The 15,480-nt window shown below is 42.2% G+C and carries 10 protein-coding genes; 3 read left to right on the forward strand and 7 right to left on the reverse strand.

Going from position 1 to position 15,480, the window contains the following annotated elements; translation table 11 throughout:
* Nucleotides 1-1,268: 1,268 nt before the first annotated feature.
* Nucleotides 1,269-3,494: an amino acid permease gene (locus tag NC796_RS09730; protein ID WP_310684197.1), complete on the forward strand. Its 2,226-nt coding sequence runs from the start codon at nt 1,269-1,271 to the stop codon at nt 3,492-3,494.
* A 980-nt stretch (nt 3,495-4,474) separates the two neighbouring features.
* Here NC796_RS09730 and NC796_RS09735 read toward each other — a convergent pair.
* A complete protein-coding gene (locus NC796_RS09735; RefSeq protein ID WP_310684198.1) occupies nt 4,475-5,497 on the reverse strand; it encodes a radical SAM protein in 1,023 nt (340 codons plus the stop codon).
* Between the two features lie 619 nt (nt 5,498-6,116).
* Between NC796_RS09735 and NC796_RS09740 the strand changes: the two genes are divergently transcribed.
* Complete coding sequence (locus tag NC796_RS09740) at nt 6,117-6,635, forward strand: hypothetical protein (protein WP_310684199.1); 519 nt, start codon at nt 6,117-6,119, stop codon at nt 6,633-6,635.
* A 423-nt stretch (nt 6,636-7,058) separates the two neighbouring features.
* Here the strand turns inward: NC796_RS09740 and NC796_RS09745 are convergent, their stop codons facing one another.
* Entirely contained in the window at nt 7,059-7,604 is a 546-nt protein-coding gene (locus NC796_RS09745) for an REP-associated tyrosine transposase (RefSeq protein WP_310684200.1), read from the reverse strand.
* Between the two features lie 236 nt (nt 7,605-7,840).
* On the opposite strand from NC796_RS09745, the gene NC796_RS09750 reads away from it, so the two are divergent.
* Complete coding sequence (locus NC796_RS09750; protein WP_310684201.1) at nt 7,841-8,131, forward strand: hypothetical protein; 291 nt, start codon at nt 7,841-7,843, stop codon at nt 8,129-8,131.
* Here the strand turns inward: NC796_RS09750 and NC796_RS09755 are convergent.
* From NC796_RS09755 to NC796_RS09775, 5 genes are all read right to left on the reverse strand, one after another.
* On the reverse strand, nt 8,102-8,866 hold the full coding sequence (locus tag NC796_RS09755) for a DUF3883 domain-containing protein (protein ID WP_310684202.1): 765 nt from the start codon (nt 8,864-8,866) through the stop codon (nt 8,102-8,104). The two genes, NC796_RS09750 and NC796_RS09755, sit on opposite strands and share 30 nt — an antisense overlap.
* 3 nt (nt 8,867-8,869) lie before the next feature.
* Entirely contained in the window at nt 8,870-10,519 is a 1,650-nt protein-coding gene (locus NC796_RS09760; protein WP_310684203.1) for a response regulator receiver domain, read from the reverse strand.
* Between the two features lie 5 nt (nt 10,520-10,524).
* A complete protein-coding gene (locus NC796_RS09765) occupies nt 10,525-13,422 on the reverse strand; it encodes an ATP-binding protein (RefSeq protein ID WP_310684204.1) in 2,898 nt (965 codons plus the stop codon).
* 3 nt (nt 13,423-13,425) lie between these two features.
* Nucleotides 13,426-14,487, reverse strand: coding sequence for a DNA cytosine methyltransferase (locus NC796_RS09770; protein WP_310684205.1), 1,062 nt, complete (start codon nt 14,485-14,487; stop codon nt 13,426-13,428).
* 147 nt (nt 14,488-14,634) lie between these two features.
* Nucleotides 14,635-15,063, reverse strand: a complete 429-nt coding sequence (locus NC796_RS09775; protein ID WP_310684206.1) for a DNA mismatch endonuclease Vsr — start codon at nt 15,061-15,063, stop codon at nt 14,635-14,637.
* Nucleotides 15,064-15,480: the final 417 nt, after the last annotated feature.

The following is a 15,480-nucleotide window of genomic DNA, read 5'->3' on the forward strand; positions in this document are numbered from 1 at the left end:
AGTAAGGAGTTGATCTTTGACTTGTTGAGAGAGGTCGGGAAAGGTGAGTTTATCCATGATGTTTTATTCGAAAAATACAAAAACCCAATCACATTTACCCCTTTTATTTAGTGGTAATGACACTAGAGATCTCTCCCTGTTGTCGTGTTCATTTTTTGTACGGCCAAAAAAGCCGCCAAAGAATCCCAGATGTTGTTCTTTAATGCCTTTCAATAGCTAATTGCTTTGGAACATCTTTAGCTTTAACGTAAGCTACCTGCAGGGATTCTCTGGACTCCGGAACATATTGCCCATTTCTTTCCTCATTGCTCAATATTTATCTATTTGCAGCAAAGGTGAAAAACCGAAGTATTTCTGTTTGAAACCGGTGCGGTCCAGTTCTAAAGTGGGCTGCACCTTGATGTGGCTTTTTTAAAGATTAATGCCCCCAACTGGTGCTTGAATTTTTTTCGTCCCTCTTTTGTTCGTGTCCGACTACCGGCGTGATCAAGATAAAAGCGACACCTGCTTAAGAAGAACCTGTTCTTAGTTAACAACCAAGTGGCTTTCATTGATATAATGTTGTCCATTTTTTGATCGATCAAAAAAACGAACGAAAAAAATCGCCGCCAGATGAAATTTTGGTTTCCCGACAGCTGCCGGGATAAAACCATTTAACTCGCTCCGCTGAGCCGCGCGGACCTCAAACAGAAATGGTTTCTTAACGCTTCGGTTCCGGTCACTTTGTTCAACAAAAATTTCGAAGGGCGGAACGCAGAGGTGAGTAAACTCTGAATACAATCAACGAGTCTCTCTCCCTGCTGGTAGGGAGAGAACAAGCCTGTCCCGAAGACTTTCGGGGAGTGGGTCACCAAAGGAAAACATTTTTTATAGAGGAACCCGACATAAATAACTAGTTATTGCAAAAGGTGAAAACCTGAAGCATTTCTGTCTGACGAGCCGCTGGCAAGGGGCACAACCAGAGGCTTCCGGTGAGTTCAGCGGGGAGGAGTTAAATGCTTCTTGAATTTTTCGTCTCTTTTGTTTTAAGACAAAAGGGACACCTCCATTGGGGTATTAACTCCTATTTATAAACCTGGAGTCCATATGCCTTGATATTTGTTTTTTTATCACTCAAAAAATGGACAGCCCCATTGGGATTCGAGACTCCAATTAATTACCTGAAGTCTCTTCCCACTGTAAAAGAAACATATTTGCTCATTAAAACCGATTTTATACTTTGATTAGAGTAGGAAGGTATTTTTAGCCGGCATTAACGATGGGGATCTATGAATAAAGAATCCACAGAGGAAACCACGCTACAAGATCAAGTTGAGGAACATGAGTCCACCATACAGCAGAAGTACGGCACCTTTGGCGGCGTCTTTGTCCCAACACTGTTGACCATTCTCGGTGTCATCCTGTTTCTGCGGCAGGGCTGGGTGATCGGGAATGCCGGGTTACTGGGCGGGTGGCTCACTATCACGCTTGCCTTCGTCATTGTAACTTTTACCGCGCTGTCGATGTCGTGCATTACCACAAACATCCGGATTAAAGCCGGTGGGGCGTATTCCATTATATCGCAGTCGCTGGGACTGGAGGTTGGAGGCAGTGTAGGCGTTCCGCTGTACCTGGCGCAGACCTTCGCCATCACGATGTATATTTTCGGTTTCAGAGAGGGCTGGCTCTATATCTTTCCCGATCATTATGCCATAATCGTCGATGTCATCGTATTCAGCCTTCTCTTTATTATTGCATTCTTAAGTGCCAAACTGGCTTTTCGTATCCAGTACATCATACTGGCGGTCATTATCGCAGCACTGGTTTCGGTGGTGGCCACTGTTTTTACCGGGGCGATGGAACACAGCATCCAGTGGTGGGGAACGTTCCCCGGCGAGCCCGAAAATAATTTTGGGGGCATCAGCTTTTGGGTGGTCTTTGCCGTATTCTTCCCTGCCGCCACGGGCATTATGGCCGGGGCCAACATGTCGGGGGAGCTCAAAAATCCAAAGAGGAGTATTCCACTGGGTACGCTGTCAGCCATTGCCATCAGTTACCTGATTTACATGGCTTCGGGCTACTGGATGGCCAAGGTGGCACCCGTGGATGAGCTGGTGAGCAACTACAATGTAATGATCGATTACGCATTCTGGGCTCCGGCGGTGCTGGGCGGACTGCTGGGGGCTACGTTTTCATCGGCGCTGGCTTCTATCGTGGGTGCGCCCCGGATCCTGCAGGCGCTGGGGGACCACAAGATATTCCCGGGCGGAGAGGTCTTCTCCAAGCTTGCCGACAACGGCGAACCCCGCAACGCCATCCTGCTGACCGGTGGCTTAGTACTCGCAACCCTGCTGGTCCGGGACCTGAACACCATCGCCCCGCTTATCACCATGTTCTTCCTGATCACCTACACGATGATCAACCTGGTGGTGTTTATCGAGCAGCGGCTCGACATGATCAGTTTTCGCCCGACATTCAAGATTCCCAGATTTGTGCCGTTCCTGGGCACGGTGGGCTGCCTGTTTACGATGTTTATCATCAACTCCACCTTTGGACTCATCGCACTCGGCTTTGTCATTATCACCTACCTGTACCTGACCAACAGGAAGCTTGAGGTGCCCTACGGCGATATGCGGAGCGGCCTGTTTGTGTCGTTGGCTGAGTGGGCGGCCAAGCGGGTATCCCTGCTCCCTGAAACCAATGAACGGGCCTGGAAAGCCAACCTGTTGGTGCCGGTGCGCAGTGCGCGTGAGCTGCGGGGTAGTTTTAGCCTGATCCGGAACCTGGTGTATCCCAAGGGCTCGGTAAAACTGGTGGGGATGAGCGGCAACAACGACAGCAGTGCGTTCAGGGATTCGCTGATGGATTTTGCCATGTCGTTCAGCAGGGAAAATGTGTATACCCGGTGGAGCATCATTGATTCGAATGATTTCAAGCAGGCGGTTCTAACCTCTCTCCAGACCCTGCAAGGCACATTTTTCAGGCCCAACATCCTCTTTCTTCGACTGCCGAGCCATAAACGGTACGATGAAGAACTCTACTCTATTCTCAAAGAGGCACGACTCCACAACATGGGTATTCAGCTCTATGTCGAGGATCCCATAGCACAGCTGGGGAGAAGTTCGTCCGTGAATGTGTGGATCAGGGAAAAGAGTCCCGATTGGGATTTGAGTATGGAGCTGGGCAATATGGACCTGGCGCTGCTTACGGCCTACAAGCTCAAGATAAACTGGAATGCCCAGATGCGGGTCATCACCGTCGTAGAAGAGGAACAGGTTGAAGAAGCATACCGCTATCTCGAGAACCTGCTGGATGCCGCACGCCTGCCGGATGCACAGTCCCATGTTGAAATCGGCACCTTTGCCGAAGCGATACAACACGCCCCGCAAGCCGACCTTGATCTTCTGGGCCTGCCTGATGACCCGGACCTGGATGAGCTCCGTACGTATGTAGAGCAAACCCAGTCGGCCTGCGTTTTTGTGGCCGATTCAGGCAACGAGAATATCCTGGCGTAGGGTTTGGTTATTAGTTACTTGTTATCAGTTATTTTTTGTCGGGGTGGGGGTTTAAAAGGTATCCCCCTTATGGCTATCCCCAAATAAAAAGCAATAAGTGAAGTCCGAAGCATGCACTCCGTAGTTTTAAACGAAGGGGTGGGGCTTGGGTGACCACTTCGATTGTAAAGAAATAATCCCTATCTACCATAAATTAATGCATAGAGGTTCAAGCCCCCCCTATTTATCAATCCATAGGCCTCCACCCGTAGTGCCTTCATTTTTTCATTGAAGAAAATCCGCCGGTGGCCAGACTAGCGAACTGTCCACCAAAAAATTCACCGGCTGGGATTTATTCTCCCGAAGGCTTTCGGGATAAAAGAAATCTAGAAGTTATCGACTTGTGGCTTTTCTGGATGCATAGATCTTCCGCCTTCATAGCTTTTAACTACAAACTAAACAGAATTTCTTTCTTCACGCCTCCGCTCCGTTTGCTCATAAATCGCAAGGCCGAAGATATTACGTAAAGAGCTGCAGCAAATAATGAACAACCGAAGCATCTCTGTTTGACGAGGGGCTGGCAAGGAATTCAATATCTCCCATGTAAACAGGCTTAATAAAATAAGATCATCCTCCCGCTTCCGGCCTTGGTAAAGTTGACCGCCCGGAAGAGGGCGGATGGGAGCGTTAAGAAAAAATCTATGATTTTTTTAGCGTATAGACGTCAGCTCCAGGTTAAGTTTACCCTAGCCGGCGATTTCGTTCAGTTCTTTAGTCCGACTACCGGCGGATTCATCGCTGAAAAAATGAACACCCCATGCCGAGATTGCCGACTGAAACAGGATCTCAGGATAGCAATGGTTTTATGCTGGCTTCAAAAGTGCAGGATAATTTTAAAAAACCAAGAAAACCTTGCATTTCGATCAACCATTTTAACTGCTCAGTCATTACCATGTTATAAGAAAGCCCTATTTAAGCAGCCATAACGGCAAGTTGACGCCCTAAAATTGGGGAATTCTGCGGAAGGAACGAGGATCTCTCCAGCGTTCGTCCAGCCGGTGGAGGCCGGCGTCCCGCGCCGCCTGACGGGCTTCACGGAACTCCTGCCGGTTGGTGGGCCGGCTGATCTTATCGTAGCGCTCCGGTTTTCTCTGCACCTGCGCGTCGGGACGGTACTGGTCCATCACCGTTACGTAGGTGTCCTCCGAAATATCTTCGGCCAGGAACCGGAAAATATCTTCGGCGCCGCCCGTCCCGTTCGGCATCACCAGGTGGCGGACGATCAGTCCCCGCAGGGCCAGCCCGTCATCGTCGAGCATCAGATCGCCGACCTGGCGGTACATCTCCTTAATGACGGCACGGGCCACCTCCGGGTAACTCCGCTCGGTGGTGTAGTAGCGGGAGAGGTCCGGATCCCAGAACTTGAAATCGGGCATGTAGATATCCACAATATTCTCCATCAGCTCCAGGGAGTGCATCGAATCGAACGCGCTGGTGTTATAGACAATGGGAAGCCGCAGGCCCTTTTCGATAGCCGGCGGCAGGGCCTCCAGCAGCTGGGGCACCACGTGCTCGGGCGTCACAAAATTAATATTGTGGCACCCCCGCTCCTGCAGTTCAATCATCATATCGGACAGCTCGTCGGGCGTTACCGCCTCCCCGGCTCCCTCCCAGGAGAGCTCATGATTCTGGCAGAACACGCACTTCAGGTTGCAAAAGGAGAAAAAGATGGTTCCCGACCCGTTCCATCCGCGCAGGCAGTCTTCCTCTCCGAAATGGGGAAAGTAGCTGCCCACATATGGCCAACGACCGGTGCGGCATTTGCCGTGCTCATCATTTATCCGGTCCACCTCACAGTCCCGCGGGCAGACGCGGCAGTTCCGGAGCTGCTGCAGTCCCTCTTCGATGCGCTCCTTAAAGGCGGACCGGTCGGCCTCGTACAGCTTCAGGTAAGCGGGGGTGAAGTCGTCACGCGTAAGCCTCCACCGCGGATCCCGGATATATTCGGGGGCTTGTTGCAGCATGGCACTATTTCTTGAAATGATTTTTTGCGTTACCTGCTATGTATACAATGTTTGGGAACCGGAAAAATTATTCAAGTACCGGTTGTTACCCAAGGCCCACCTGGTGGTGAAGCAGGATAACGGTGTTGTAGTTAAAGGAAGATCTGTACTTGCGAGAAAGATATTGGGACACTACCCCCAACGCGGAGCCCAACTTCACTAAAGTTTCGTAGGGTAAACTTTAGGGACCGAGCAGCTAATATAATTTTTATCTCGTGCCTGACCTCCGGTCTGGCCCGCCAAAGCCGCACCTCTGGTGCAGCCTACTTCTCCGGATCGAAGATCTCAGAGAATCACTGCAAATCCATGGGCCTCTAGGACCTGAGGTCCTGACCGGATGCGTCCCGCACCGGAGGTACGGGACGAGATAAATATAATTTATACCTCAGTTCTGTCGCCTTTCCTCTGTAGTTTTAACGAAAGAGTGCTCCGCGGCTGAACTGTGCAGACACTTTGCGTCCCTCCAGCAGAATTTCTTAGTTCAGTCGCTCCACGGCTGAACACGGCGGACGCTCCACGTCGTCTTTTATTCGTTGTAATTTACATCCTTTAAACTTAGTAAAATTAATATATTAAGGTAATGTATTATTCCGATGAGCTTATTGGGATAATTAGAAGAGAGGGATTCCAACAAACAATCAACTGTTCACTCAAACAAGCGAGGTTTATAATGAAAACAATTCTTTCACTCGTACTCCTTATACTCTTAACGAATACCACCTTTGGACAAGAGGGCAATACAACTAAGGGAACTTGCGACAACATCGAAGGCGCCTGGGAGTTTGTCTCCGCCACGATCATCTATCCTGACTCAACGGTCGTTGTTGACGCGTCGCAGAGGAAATCACTGAAGCTCGTCACCCCTACGCATTGGATGTTCATCTCCAAGTCACCCGAGACAGGAGAATTAACGGGGGGTGGTGGAAAACACAGCACTACGGGAAACACCCATACCGTCGAACGGGAGTACCATTCCAACCCGATGGCCCTTGAAGCGGGCCCAACCCCCTACGAATGCCGGATCGAAGGTGACACCTGGTATCACTCCGGTCAGATAGAGGAATTACAACTTGAGGAGGTGTGGCAGCGCATAGAATGAGTAGAATCGATCCGCAAAAAATTGCGCCTGAAAAACCATCAATATTTACCACTGGAACCCGAACTTGAACGCCCTGATTTAAGTCGCTCATCTTCGAAAAAAGGTGGGGGATACTGCTGACCCACAACACATAAATAGCGCTCTGCGTCAACTACCCTATCCAATTCTGTTAATCGAATTGTATCGGAACCACTGCTTTTAGTAACCATGTCTTTTCTGTACGCAGAGCGTAGTGTAGGTCCCAACGCAGAGCGTCGGGACCAAGCAATTATTTTAACAATTTATCTTGGTTTTAACGAAAGGGGGCTCTGCGGCTGAATTGTGCGGTCACTTTGCGTCCCTCCAGCAGAATCGCTTGGTTCAGTTCGCTCCGCGGCTGAACACGGCGGACGCTCTGCGTCCCACAGGCACAATATCTGTCTGTTACACTATCCGTCCTTCGAACCCATCAATTTCGATAAGCCCTTCACTTCCCAAATAATTACGTGCCGAAGAATACCGCCAATGCTCGGGCTTATCGACATATCCACGTTTCACCGGATTCTGATGGATATAGGTAATCTTTTGGTCCATCATGTCATCACCTTCAATCTGTTTGGGATGAAAACTTTCTTCCCAAAACTGGAAGTGTCGATCTGTTTTATGTTCGGGTTTTACTTTTTTGAGCCGTTTTAACCAGCGACTTCTCCCTCGCTCCCTAAACAGATCACCAATCTTTCTCGCAGAATACGATTTAAAGCGACTGATTTTATTCTTGAGATCCGTACCTTGCATAATAGCGTGAGTATGATTCGCCATAATTACATAGGCAAATACGTTAACGCCTCTTTCCTTCCGCAGGAACCTGATATTTTCAAGTACTATTTGGACCGCGCCAGGATCACTAAATAAAGGCAGGCCAAAACGAATACTGGTAGTAATGAAATAAGGATAGCTCTCATCATATATCTTGTAATCACGATTTGCCATGGTTAACAGGCTGTTATTATTAGTGTTTACTTAATAGACCGCTATAGAGGCAAATCCTTACAAGAAAATTTTCGCATGGTCACGTTTTTATAAATAGTGGTACGCAGAGCGTACAGCAGGTCCCAACGCAGAGCGTCGGGACCGAGCAATTATTTTAAAAATTTTATCTCAGTTCAGTCGCCTATCCTCTGTAGTTTTAACGAAAGGGAGCTCTGTGGCTGAACCATTCGGACCCTTTGCGCCCTCCAGCAGAATCGCTTGGTTCAGTTCGCTCTGCGGCTGAACCGTCTGGACGCTCTGCGTCCTCCATTGAGGGTATAGCCCCCGAGGATGTTGAAGTCGGCACCTTTGGTGAAGCGATACAGTACGCCACGCAAGCCCGTACGTGGATGAACCCCGTACTTAATATAGAGGAACCCAGTGGGCTTGGTTTTATGTTCGATTCATGGAATGAGAATATTCTGGGACAGATGGGGGGGGTAGTGAATGAGAATTTTTTATTTAGGCCACCCCATGTATTCCGTTGAAATTGATTTGCAGGTTTTGTCAAGCGCACCCTGTAACTGATAGAATTGTGGCTTCTTTTGAAAACGAAAAACACGATACAGGCTGTACTGATCATTCTTATTTCTTGACAAGCCTAATTCATTTCGGGTAAAATAGAAAGGTGAATTTTTATCTAATTTCGTCGTCTTTACTTCAATAAATTTTTCATTTCCCTTATCATCGAAAGATAGAATATCGAATCCAGCCGAATCTCCAACGGTCTGAGATATATGTTCAATTTTGTCTGCTAAATTTTCTTGTCCTATGGTTAATAGCTTTTGCTTCTCATATTTGATGACAAATTTTTCTCCAAGCAAACCAAGCTTTTTATTTCTTTGTTCCCTTACATAATAATTTGTCTCTGATTCATTAACATATTCAATACGATCTTCATTAAACCTTTTATCAAAATCTGGAACTTCGACTTCTGATTTTAGAATATTTTTTATTTCTGGAGTTGTTATGTCACTCAACAGAAACTCATTTATAAGTGGATCTAGTTCAGGATGTGCCTGTAGGTATTTTTCGACTAGAATAGCACTTATGTTCATGTGCTTTCTTTCAATTGCCCCATGGGAACGATAAATAATTTTTCGTAATTGCCTACGATGCTCAGCTTTCCCATAATTTTTCCCTGACAGCTCTTTTGTGAGCATATCAAAATAATCTGGAACTATTGCAGCTACTTCTTCTCGTTTCCAATCATTACCTGGCATACATTATTCAGCTTCCTTAGTATTTGCCATAACAATACCAACACGCATTGGATTACTAAAAGCATTATTAGCGATCCGCTGAGCATAATTTTCTTTAATCGAACAAAGGTAATGTAACTCAATCTCTGCGCCTTTATAAGCAACCTCTATTTTTGATCCGATTTGATTATCTGAAATATAGAAGCTAAACGGCTTACATTTTTCCCAATCTATGCAACTCAATTTTTCTTGATTATTCATTATAAATGAAACAAAGTCAGTTTCAGCCTTTTCTAAACCAGTACTTAAATTTATTTCCTTACCCTCAGTAAAAAAGTAATTATGATCTATTTTCTCAGCTCTTAAACAATCGCAGTGAGGAGTTAAACAGATAAAAAATTTGGTTTCATCATCAATTTCAGAATAAAAAACATCCCCAAATCTTATTATATCATCCGTCTTTCGAATTACATTTAGTTTATTATATACAAGATTTAAAGTAGAAAGGCTTTCACTAAAATTACTATCACTTTTAAATTCTTCTAACTTGCCTACTATACCATTCTCCGCTTTATATTTATTGAGGAATTTTAGTAGTTGCGGGTTTTCTTCTAATAAAAATGAAGAAGCTTGATCACGCCAAATTTCTCTTAAGAATTCATAAAAAGCTTCAACAGTGTCTTCCTCTGTATATTGATCATGATGATGAAAAAAAGCTAATTCATCGATTCCTTCTAATTCCTTTCCTATAAATGCAGAACTTTTCCTAAAAAGATTTCTTAACTCTAAACCAAGAAGAGTCAAGAAAATATTGTGCTCATTTAATAAAGAATCGGTGAAATTATCATATAGCCTATCTTTATCAATATCTTTTTTAGCTCTAATTTTTATGACTGTTTGATTTATAAAAACGGTTTTTTCATCATCTTCTTCAGATATTCTTAAATCAAACTTATTGTCCTCGATTTCATCACGTACTTCAGTTCTATTTAAATGATAGCCAAGTTCTAATATACCTTGATCAAAATCTGAGAAATGTTCTTCTATTAGATTCCGAAACTCCTCTATACCATCTTCAAATTTTTCATTCAAATACTTAACGAGATCTCCTTTTATGGAACCTCTTTTCTCTCTGTTATCTTTATATATAGCTAATTCTTTTAATATAGGGCTTAGCTTCTCAATGACTTCGTCACTTACTAAACCTTTTTGATCTAAATTTTGTCGAAATTGTGCATTATCGAAGTTTTCTGTGTTATTACAAAAATAACCCAATATCTGATATACAACTTTCTCAAGAAGTTCCGGCTCTGGTATTTGTGTATAGATACAAATAAAATGTATGTTCTTTGCCTTTATAGCGGACTCTAGGATATTGAGGGCTGGAACATAATTAGGTTCATCTCCATCTAGTTGCCAATCAAGTATTATTAAATCTCTGTTATTTAGAATATAATCGAGATCACCCTCCCAACTATCAGGTTGATATCGATAAATATCTAATGAACAATTTCTTTTCCTAAAGCTATTGTATAGTTCTGAAGGATTATCTAAATCAGCGTCCTCCCCCTTCTCTTCAAAGGCCATTAAAGTTTTATCATCAATAAAAATGCCCGAGCTAATGGACTCCTTGACTATTCCTTTCGCTACTTCTGTAAATTCTCCTTCACTCATAACAATTATTTTTCTTGTTTTTCAATAATGAAGCAAGCTCCATCTAGTTTATTAAATTTGGGATCGTTACTTGCCTCAATATTAAAGCCAACGCTATTCAAAGTAGTTTTTGCTAAATAAAGTCCAATACCACGCCCCTTTGGTTTCCTTGTAAAAAACAATTTAAATATATCTCCATCCCGGACGTATATATCTTCAATTGGTTCTCCTGAATTCATAATCAACATCTTCCCATCTATATAGTCAAAATGAATTTTACGTTCTTCTGAAGATCGCAACCAATAAATAGCATTATTGACAATATTAATAAATACAGGCTTTAGTATCGACTCATAGGTAAAATAGGTAGCTTTATCGAAGTCTTTGCTGCTTGTTATCTGAATATTTTTTTCTTCAAGCTCTTTTCGATAAAAGCTTTTGATATAGTTTTTTATTTCTTCCCCGGATATGTCTTTTCGTACTCTGCCGGTAGTTCTGTAGAGAGGTGTAAGTAATTTGTAGTTGTCCTCCAGATGACTAAATAGACTACGTAAATTGTCATACAATCTTTGGCTATCCTCATCTTCTTTCAGCGAACCATCTAAATTTGAAATAATATTAGAAAGCCGAGCATAAGTAGCGTTAAATTGATGATCAATTATTTCTACAGCAATACCTAATTGAGCAAGCTCCTGTGTTTCTTCCCATCTTTCTTTTAACTGCTGATATTGCAATTTATAATAACCAACAAGAATATCTTCATTTACCCCAAGGGTTAGCTTATCGATATGATCGACTAATGGTTCAATTTTTTTCTTGGCTTCTTCTCTTCTTTCTTTAAAAAAGTTCTCAATGAGTTGTAAGTTTTTAGTTATTATTGCTGAATTTGGCTTAACTGGAGTTAAGCTTGAATAGTCTTCTTTGAACTGTTTTAACTCTTCCCTTTTCTGATTGTCAATTTCTTTTTTAAGCTTATCAAAAGTTTCTGAAAACTTAGACTTGTACTGCTCAATCGATTCCTTAAGGGAATCTTCATACTGGCTAACCTTTCGTTCAAATTCTTCGATCAGCTCTCTTTCTTTTAGTCTTTCTTGAGCTAAAGAAACTATATCTTCTGTTTTATTTAATATAGACTGATTGAACTCCTTATAATATTTTTCATACTCATATAACTTCTTTCGTTGATGATCCGTAGGTTCGAAACGAACTGGCTCAGGTGGTGCTAAATTTCCTGCTTCAATTTTGCATTCTTCTATCTTTCTTAAAATCTGTTCAATCTCATCATATACTACAGTTGCTTGCTCAAGCTTTTTCTGTAATTGTCGGTTTAGATCTGATAATTTGTTCTCAACTGTATTTAAATCTTTTGGTAGCTGAGTTAGTTTTTTGGCAAACTCTTTTCTCTCTTTTTTTTCTCTTTCATGTTCAAGTTTCTCTTGTTCAATCTCTTCTTTCTGTGTTTCACGGAAATCTTCTTCTGCATCTGTGCCAAAATATTTTCTGGCCAGGTCATAAAAAAAGGCTTGTAAATCAGATTTGAACTCTTGATAAGCTTTGTTATTGATAAAACCTTCTCTCCCAGCTTTATCGCGTAGCGAACTATTCGTTTCTCTGGATATTTCTATATATCCAAACATATTTCGATAACTAAAGTAATAGTAGCCAGCACTTTTAGAACGTCTTTCCTCCAATTTCAGAAAGTCATAGTCAGACCGCCCATAAGGTAGAACTCTAAATCCATCCCGATATATGTATAACCCACCATATAAATCTAATTTATCTCTGATGCTTCTATACTGTTCGTTATTTAAAGAACTCTTTGATTTGACTCCCTCCACATAGCCAAATTTCAACTCAAAGGGTCCATAAGGTGTTCCACCAGGAGGCCTATTTGCACGAAATTGGTGTTCTATACTTTGATTATAGATTTTTACTTTTCCATCAAAAAGTCCATTCTCGTTAAACTTACCTTGTATTACATGATCGCAATTGCCAAAGTCTTCAGTATCAAAAAAATCTCTCGTCGAAATTACCTCATTAGGTATTTCATCATCATAAATAAAAAATTTCGTATCAAATGGGGTATCCTCTCTTTTCGTTTTAAAAACATTAGAGAGGCCACTTAAACAAGAAAAAATGAAATCAACTGTATCCTTTTCTTCATCTTCAGACTTGTCAAAGTTTTTAAGTAGCTCTAATTGGTCTATAGGATTTAATATTACAAATTTAGTCCCATGGGCATTTTCAATGTCGATAAGTGGTGATACAATTTCATTTTCAAAAAAAGAGGGGATGTCAATAGCTTTTATTCCATCATTTAATTCTTGAATCATTTCTGTATGTTCTTCCCACTTGTAGAAATCATCCGAATTCTCTGATGGTATGTTATCTTTAAAATCTGCTATTAAACTTGAAAATATAGAATCAAAGTTATCAGTCGAATTAATAGGTTTTAGTGGCAAGTCTATGTCTTCAACAAATAAATTATAGTTATCCAGAATTCGCCAATCAAAAAATAAGGCCTGCAGAGGATGGCCTATCTTTTTAGTAAGCATTATCATTTGAGAACCAAGGTAAGCAACAGAGAGTCGGCCAATTCCTTTTTCACCTGTTGGCAGGCGGGGTTTTTTCCATAAAGTTTTAGGACCTTTTTCAGGAAGCTGTCTTCTAACTTTAGAATCCGTACCCAGGACAATCCATTTTTCTAGAATATCCTTTTCAGACATCCCTTTTCCATCGTCAGAGATAACAAAAAAAGGGTCTTTAACATTTTTGTACTCAGAGAAATACAGATGAGCTTCTAAATTATCTCCATAAGCATCATAACCATTTTTCCAAAGCTCTGTTATAGCAGTAGGTAAATCTGCTATTTGGCCTTTTCCTAATAGATCAACTGCTCGTGCTTTCGTCCTAAAATGAGGCATCGTTTAATTACTATAGATTATAGCATTAGCTACTTTTTGAGCTAGCATCGGTGGGACTGCATTGCCAATCATTTTTGCTATATCATTTTGACTCTTAGAATGGAAAACATAATCCAACGGAAAAGACTGAAGAGTAGCTCCTTCTCGCAATGATATACCCCTATCTTGTTCTGGATGAGTATATCGTCCCGTTGAAGTATATCTAAATTTAGTAGTAATAGTTGGTGAGGGCCTATCCCAATGCATTCTTCCATACACATCGTAATGACCGTCATGGTTTCTGTAGCAATCTAGTTGAAGCTCCTCATCATCTGCCCAACTTAACCTTGAACCTCCATCTTTAGGAGTATTTTTGACTCTCTTCAAATTTAACGAGGAAAGATTAGCTACAGAATGCTGAAAATCTGAATCATCAGTATTCCCTGCTTCAACTTTAGGAAAGGTATTATAATCACCAATAGCCTCTTTAAGAGTCTTTATTTCGTCCTTATTCTCTGTCGGTAAATGAATATCTTTTCTTACTCTCGTCGCAACCAACACATATCTTCTTCTATTCTGCGGGACTCCTAAGTATTTGGCATTGATCACATCTTCATCATATTCATACTGTTCGGCTGATAGAAAACATTTAAAATCCTTGAGCGGGCTCTCTTCCTTTTTTTCAATACCAGGTACATTTTCAATAAAAATAAAACCAGGTTTATAATACTCTACAAACTCTTGGAAATCCTCTAATAATAGCCTTGATGCCTTTGATTTAGTCTTATCAGTTTTCAAATTGGTATAGTACTGACAAGGACTGCAACCTATAAATATCAGATTGTCATCATTTCTTTCTATCCCATAATCTTCAGAGAGGTATTCTTTATCTAGCTTGCTAATATCAGCTTCTAAAAAACTAGCTTCATTATTTTCTTCATAGGTCTTCTTGCAGGACCCATCTTTATCAATTCCAAGAATAACATCAATTCCTCCTTCTTCAAATCCACAAGTTACACCACCAGCGCCACAGAAAAAATCGACGGCCCTGAACTTATGATTTTTATCCCTTGAATTGGTGCCCATACAAAATTTAATGCTTTATTTCTATAGCCAAACAATTATTAGGCTAAATATGCAGGAATATCTTGGAAAGCACAATTTTAAAAAAGCGACTGCACGCCAACGTATTATGAATTGCATATGCATATAAGGATAAAGGGTGAGGAGCATTTAGCTTTTTCCTACCTCTTCTAACGTTTCCAATAAATCTACGAGTGCATTTTCTCTTTCTCTAGACTTCAACTCACACCCCCAAACCACAATCACATTCCATCCCTCTTCCTCGAGCTCCTCAATATTTCTCTCATCCCGTTCCTTATTCCCATAAAGTTTTTCCTTCCACCACTCGGTACGAGTCTTGGGAATCTTAAAATATTTACAGTCTTCGTGGGCGTGCCAGAAGCAGCCGTGGACAAATATCACAGAATTATACTTGGGCAAAACCAAGTCCGGCTTGCCCGGCAGATCTTTCACATGCAACCGGTATCGAAATCCATTGGAATGCAGAAACTTGCGAACCAGCATTTCAGGCTTGGTATCCTTGCCCTGAATCTGGCTCATATTATAACTGCGGGTTTCCGGTTCGTGGACGTCTGCCATCACAAGTAATTATATTCGGTTTTGCAACCTGTAAAACTAACAAAAATGAACTCGACTATTCCATTAATTTAAAGAGCATATACGTGTTGTGTGGTTGTTCCAGGTCTCTCAGTCATCCCGCACCGCGATGCGGGATCTCGTAGAGAACAGTAACGCTGGTTACGCCCAAAATCTATATCAAAGCTAATTGCCGCTGCGAGATCCTGAATCAAGTACAACTACGCCCACGGGCTTCGTAGCACAAGTTCAGGATGACTGAGAGGCTTTAAAGAATTTTAGCCTTATTCACACGCACAATTCACGTAATTAATAGTCCTGTACCCGGCAAAAACCATTATACCCTAAATTAATCAGCATGTCATTCTAGTCATGATAATCCCGCCTCACACCCTATAAACCCCGTTTCACCCCCACCTC

Origin of the sequence: Aliifodinibius sp. S!AR15-10 (assembly GCF_031569985.1) — a bacterium.
In the GTDB taxonomy this organism is placed as follows: domain Bacteria; phylum Bacteroidota; class Rhodothermia; order Balneolales; family Balneolaceae; genus JAMQKA01.

Bases quoted from the DNA above. Each gene is read 5' to 3' on its own strand.
- NC796_RS09735 (WP_310684198.1), bottom strand. From the start codon at position 5,497: ATGCTGCAACAAGCCCCCGAATATATCCGGGATCCGCGGTGGAGGCTT.
- NC796_RS09770 (WP_310684205.1), bottom strand. From the start codon at position 14,487: ATGGGCACCAATTCAAGGGATAAAAATCATAAGTTCAGGGCCGTCGAT.
- NC796_RS09740 (WP_310684199.1), top strand. From the start codon at position 6,117: ATGTATTATTCCGATGAGCTTATTGGGATAATTAGAAGAGAGGGATTC.
- NC796_RS09730 (WP_310684197.1), top strand. From the start codon at position 1,269: ATGAATAAAGAATCCACAGAGGAAACCACGCTACAAGATCAAGTTGAG.
- NC796_RS09765 (WP_310684204.1), bottom strand. From the start codon at position 13,422: ATGCCTCATTTTAGGACGAAAGCACGAGCAGTTGATCTATTAGGAAAA.
- NC796_RS09775 (WP_310684206.1), bottom strand. From the start codon at position 15,063: ATGGCAGACGTCCACGAACCGGAAACCCGCAGTTATAATATGAGCCAG.
- NC796_RS09755 (WP_310684202.1), bottom strand. From the start codon at position 8,866: ATGCCAGGTAATGATTGGAAACGAGAAGAAGTAGCTGCAATAGTTCCA.
- NC796_RS09745 (WP_310684200.1), bottom strand. From the start codon at position 7,604: ATGGCAAATCGTGATTACAAGATATATGATGAGAGCTATCCTTATTTC.
- NC796_RS09760 (WP_310684203.1), bottom strand. From the start codon at position 10,519: ATGAGTGAAGGAGAATTTACAGAAGTAGCGAAAGGAATAGTCAAGGAG.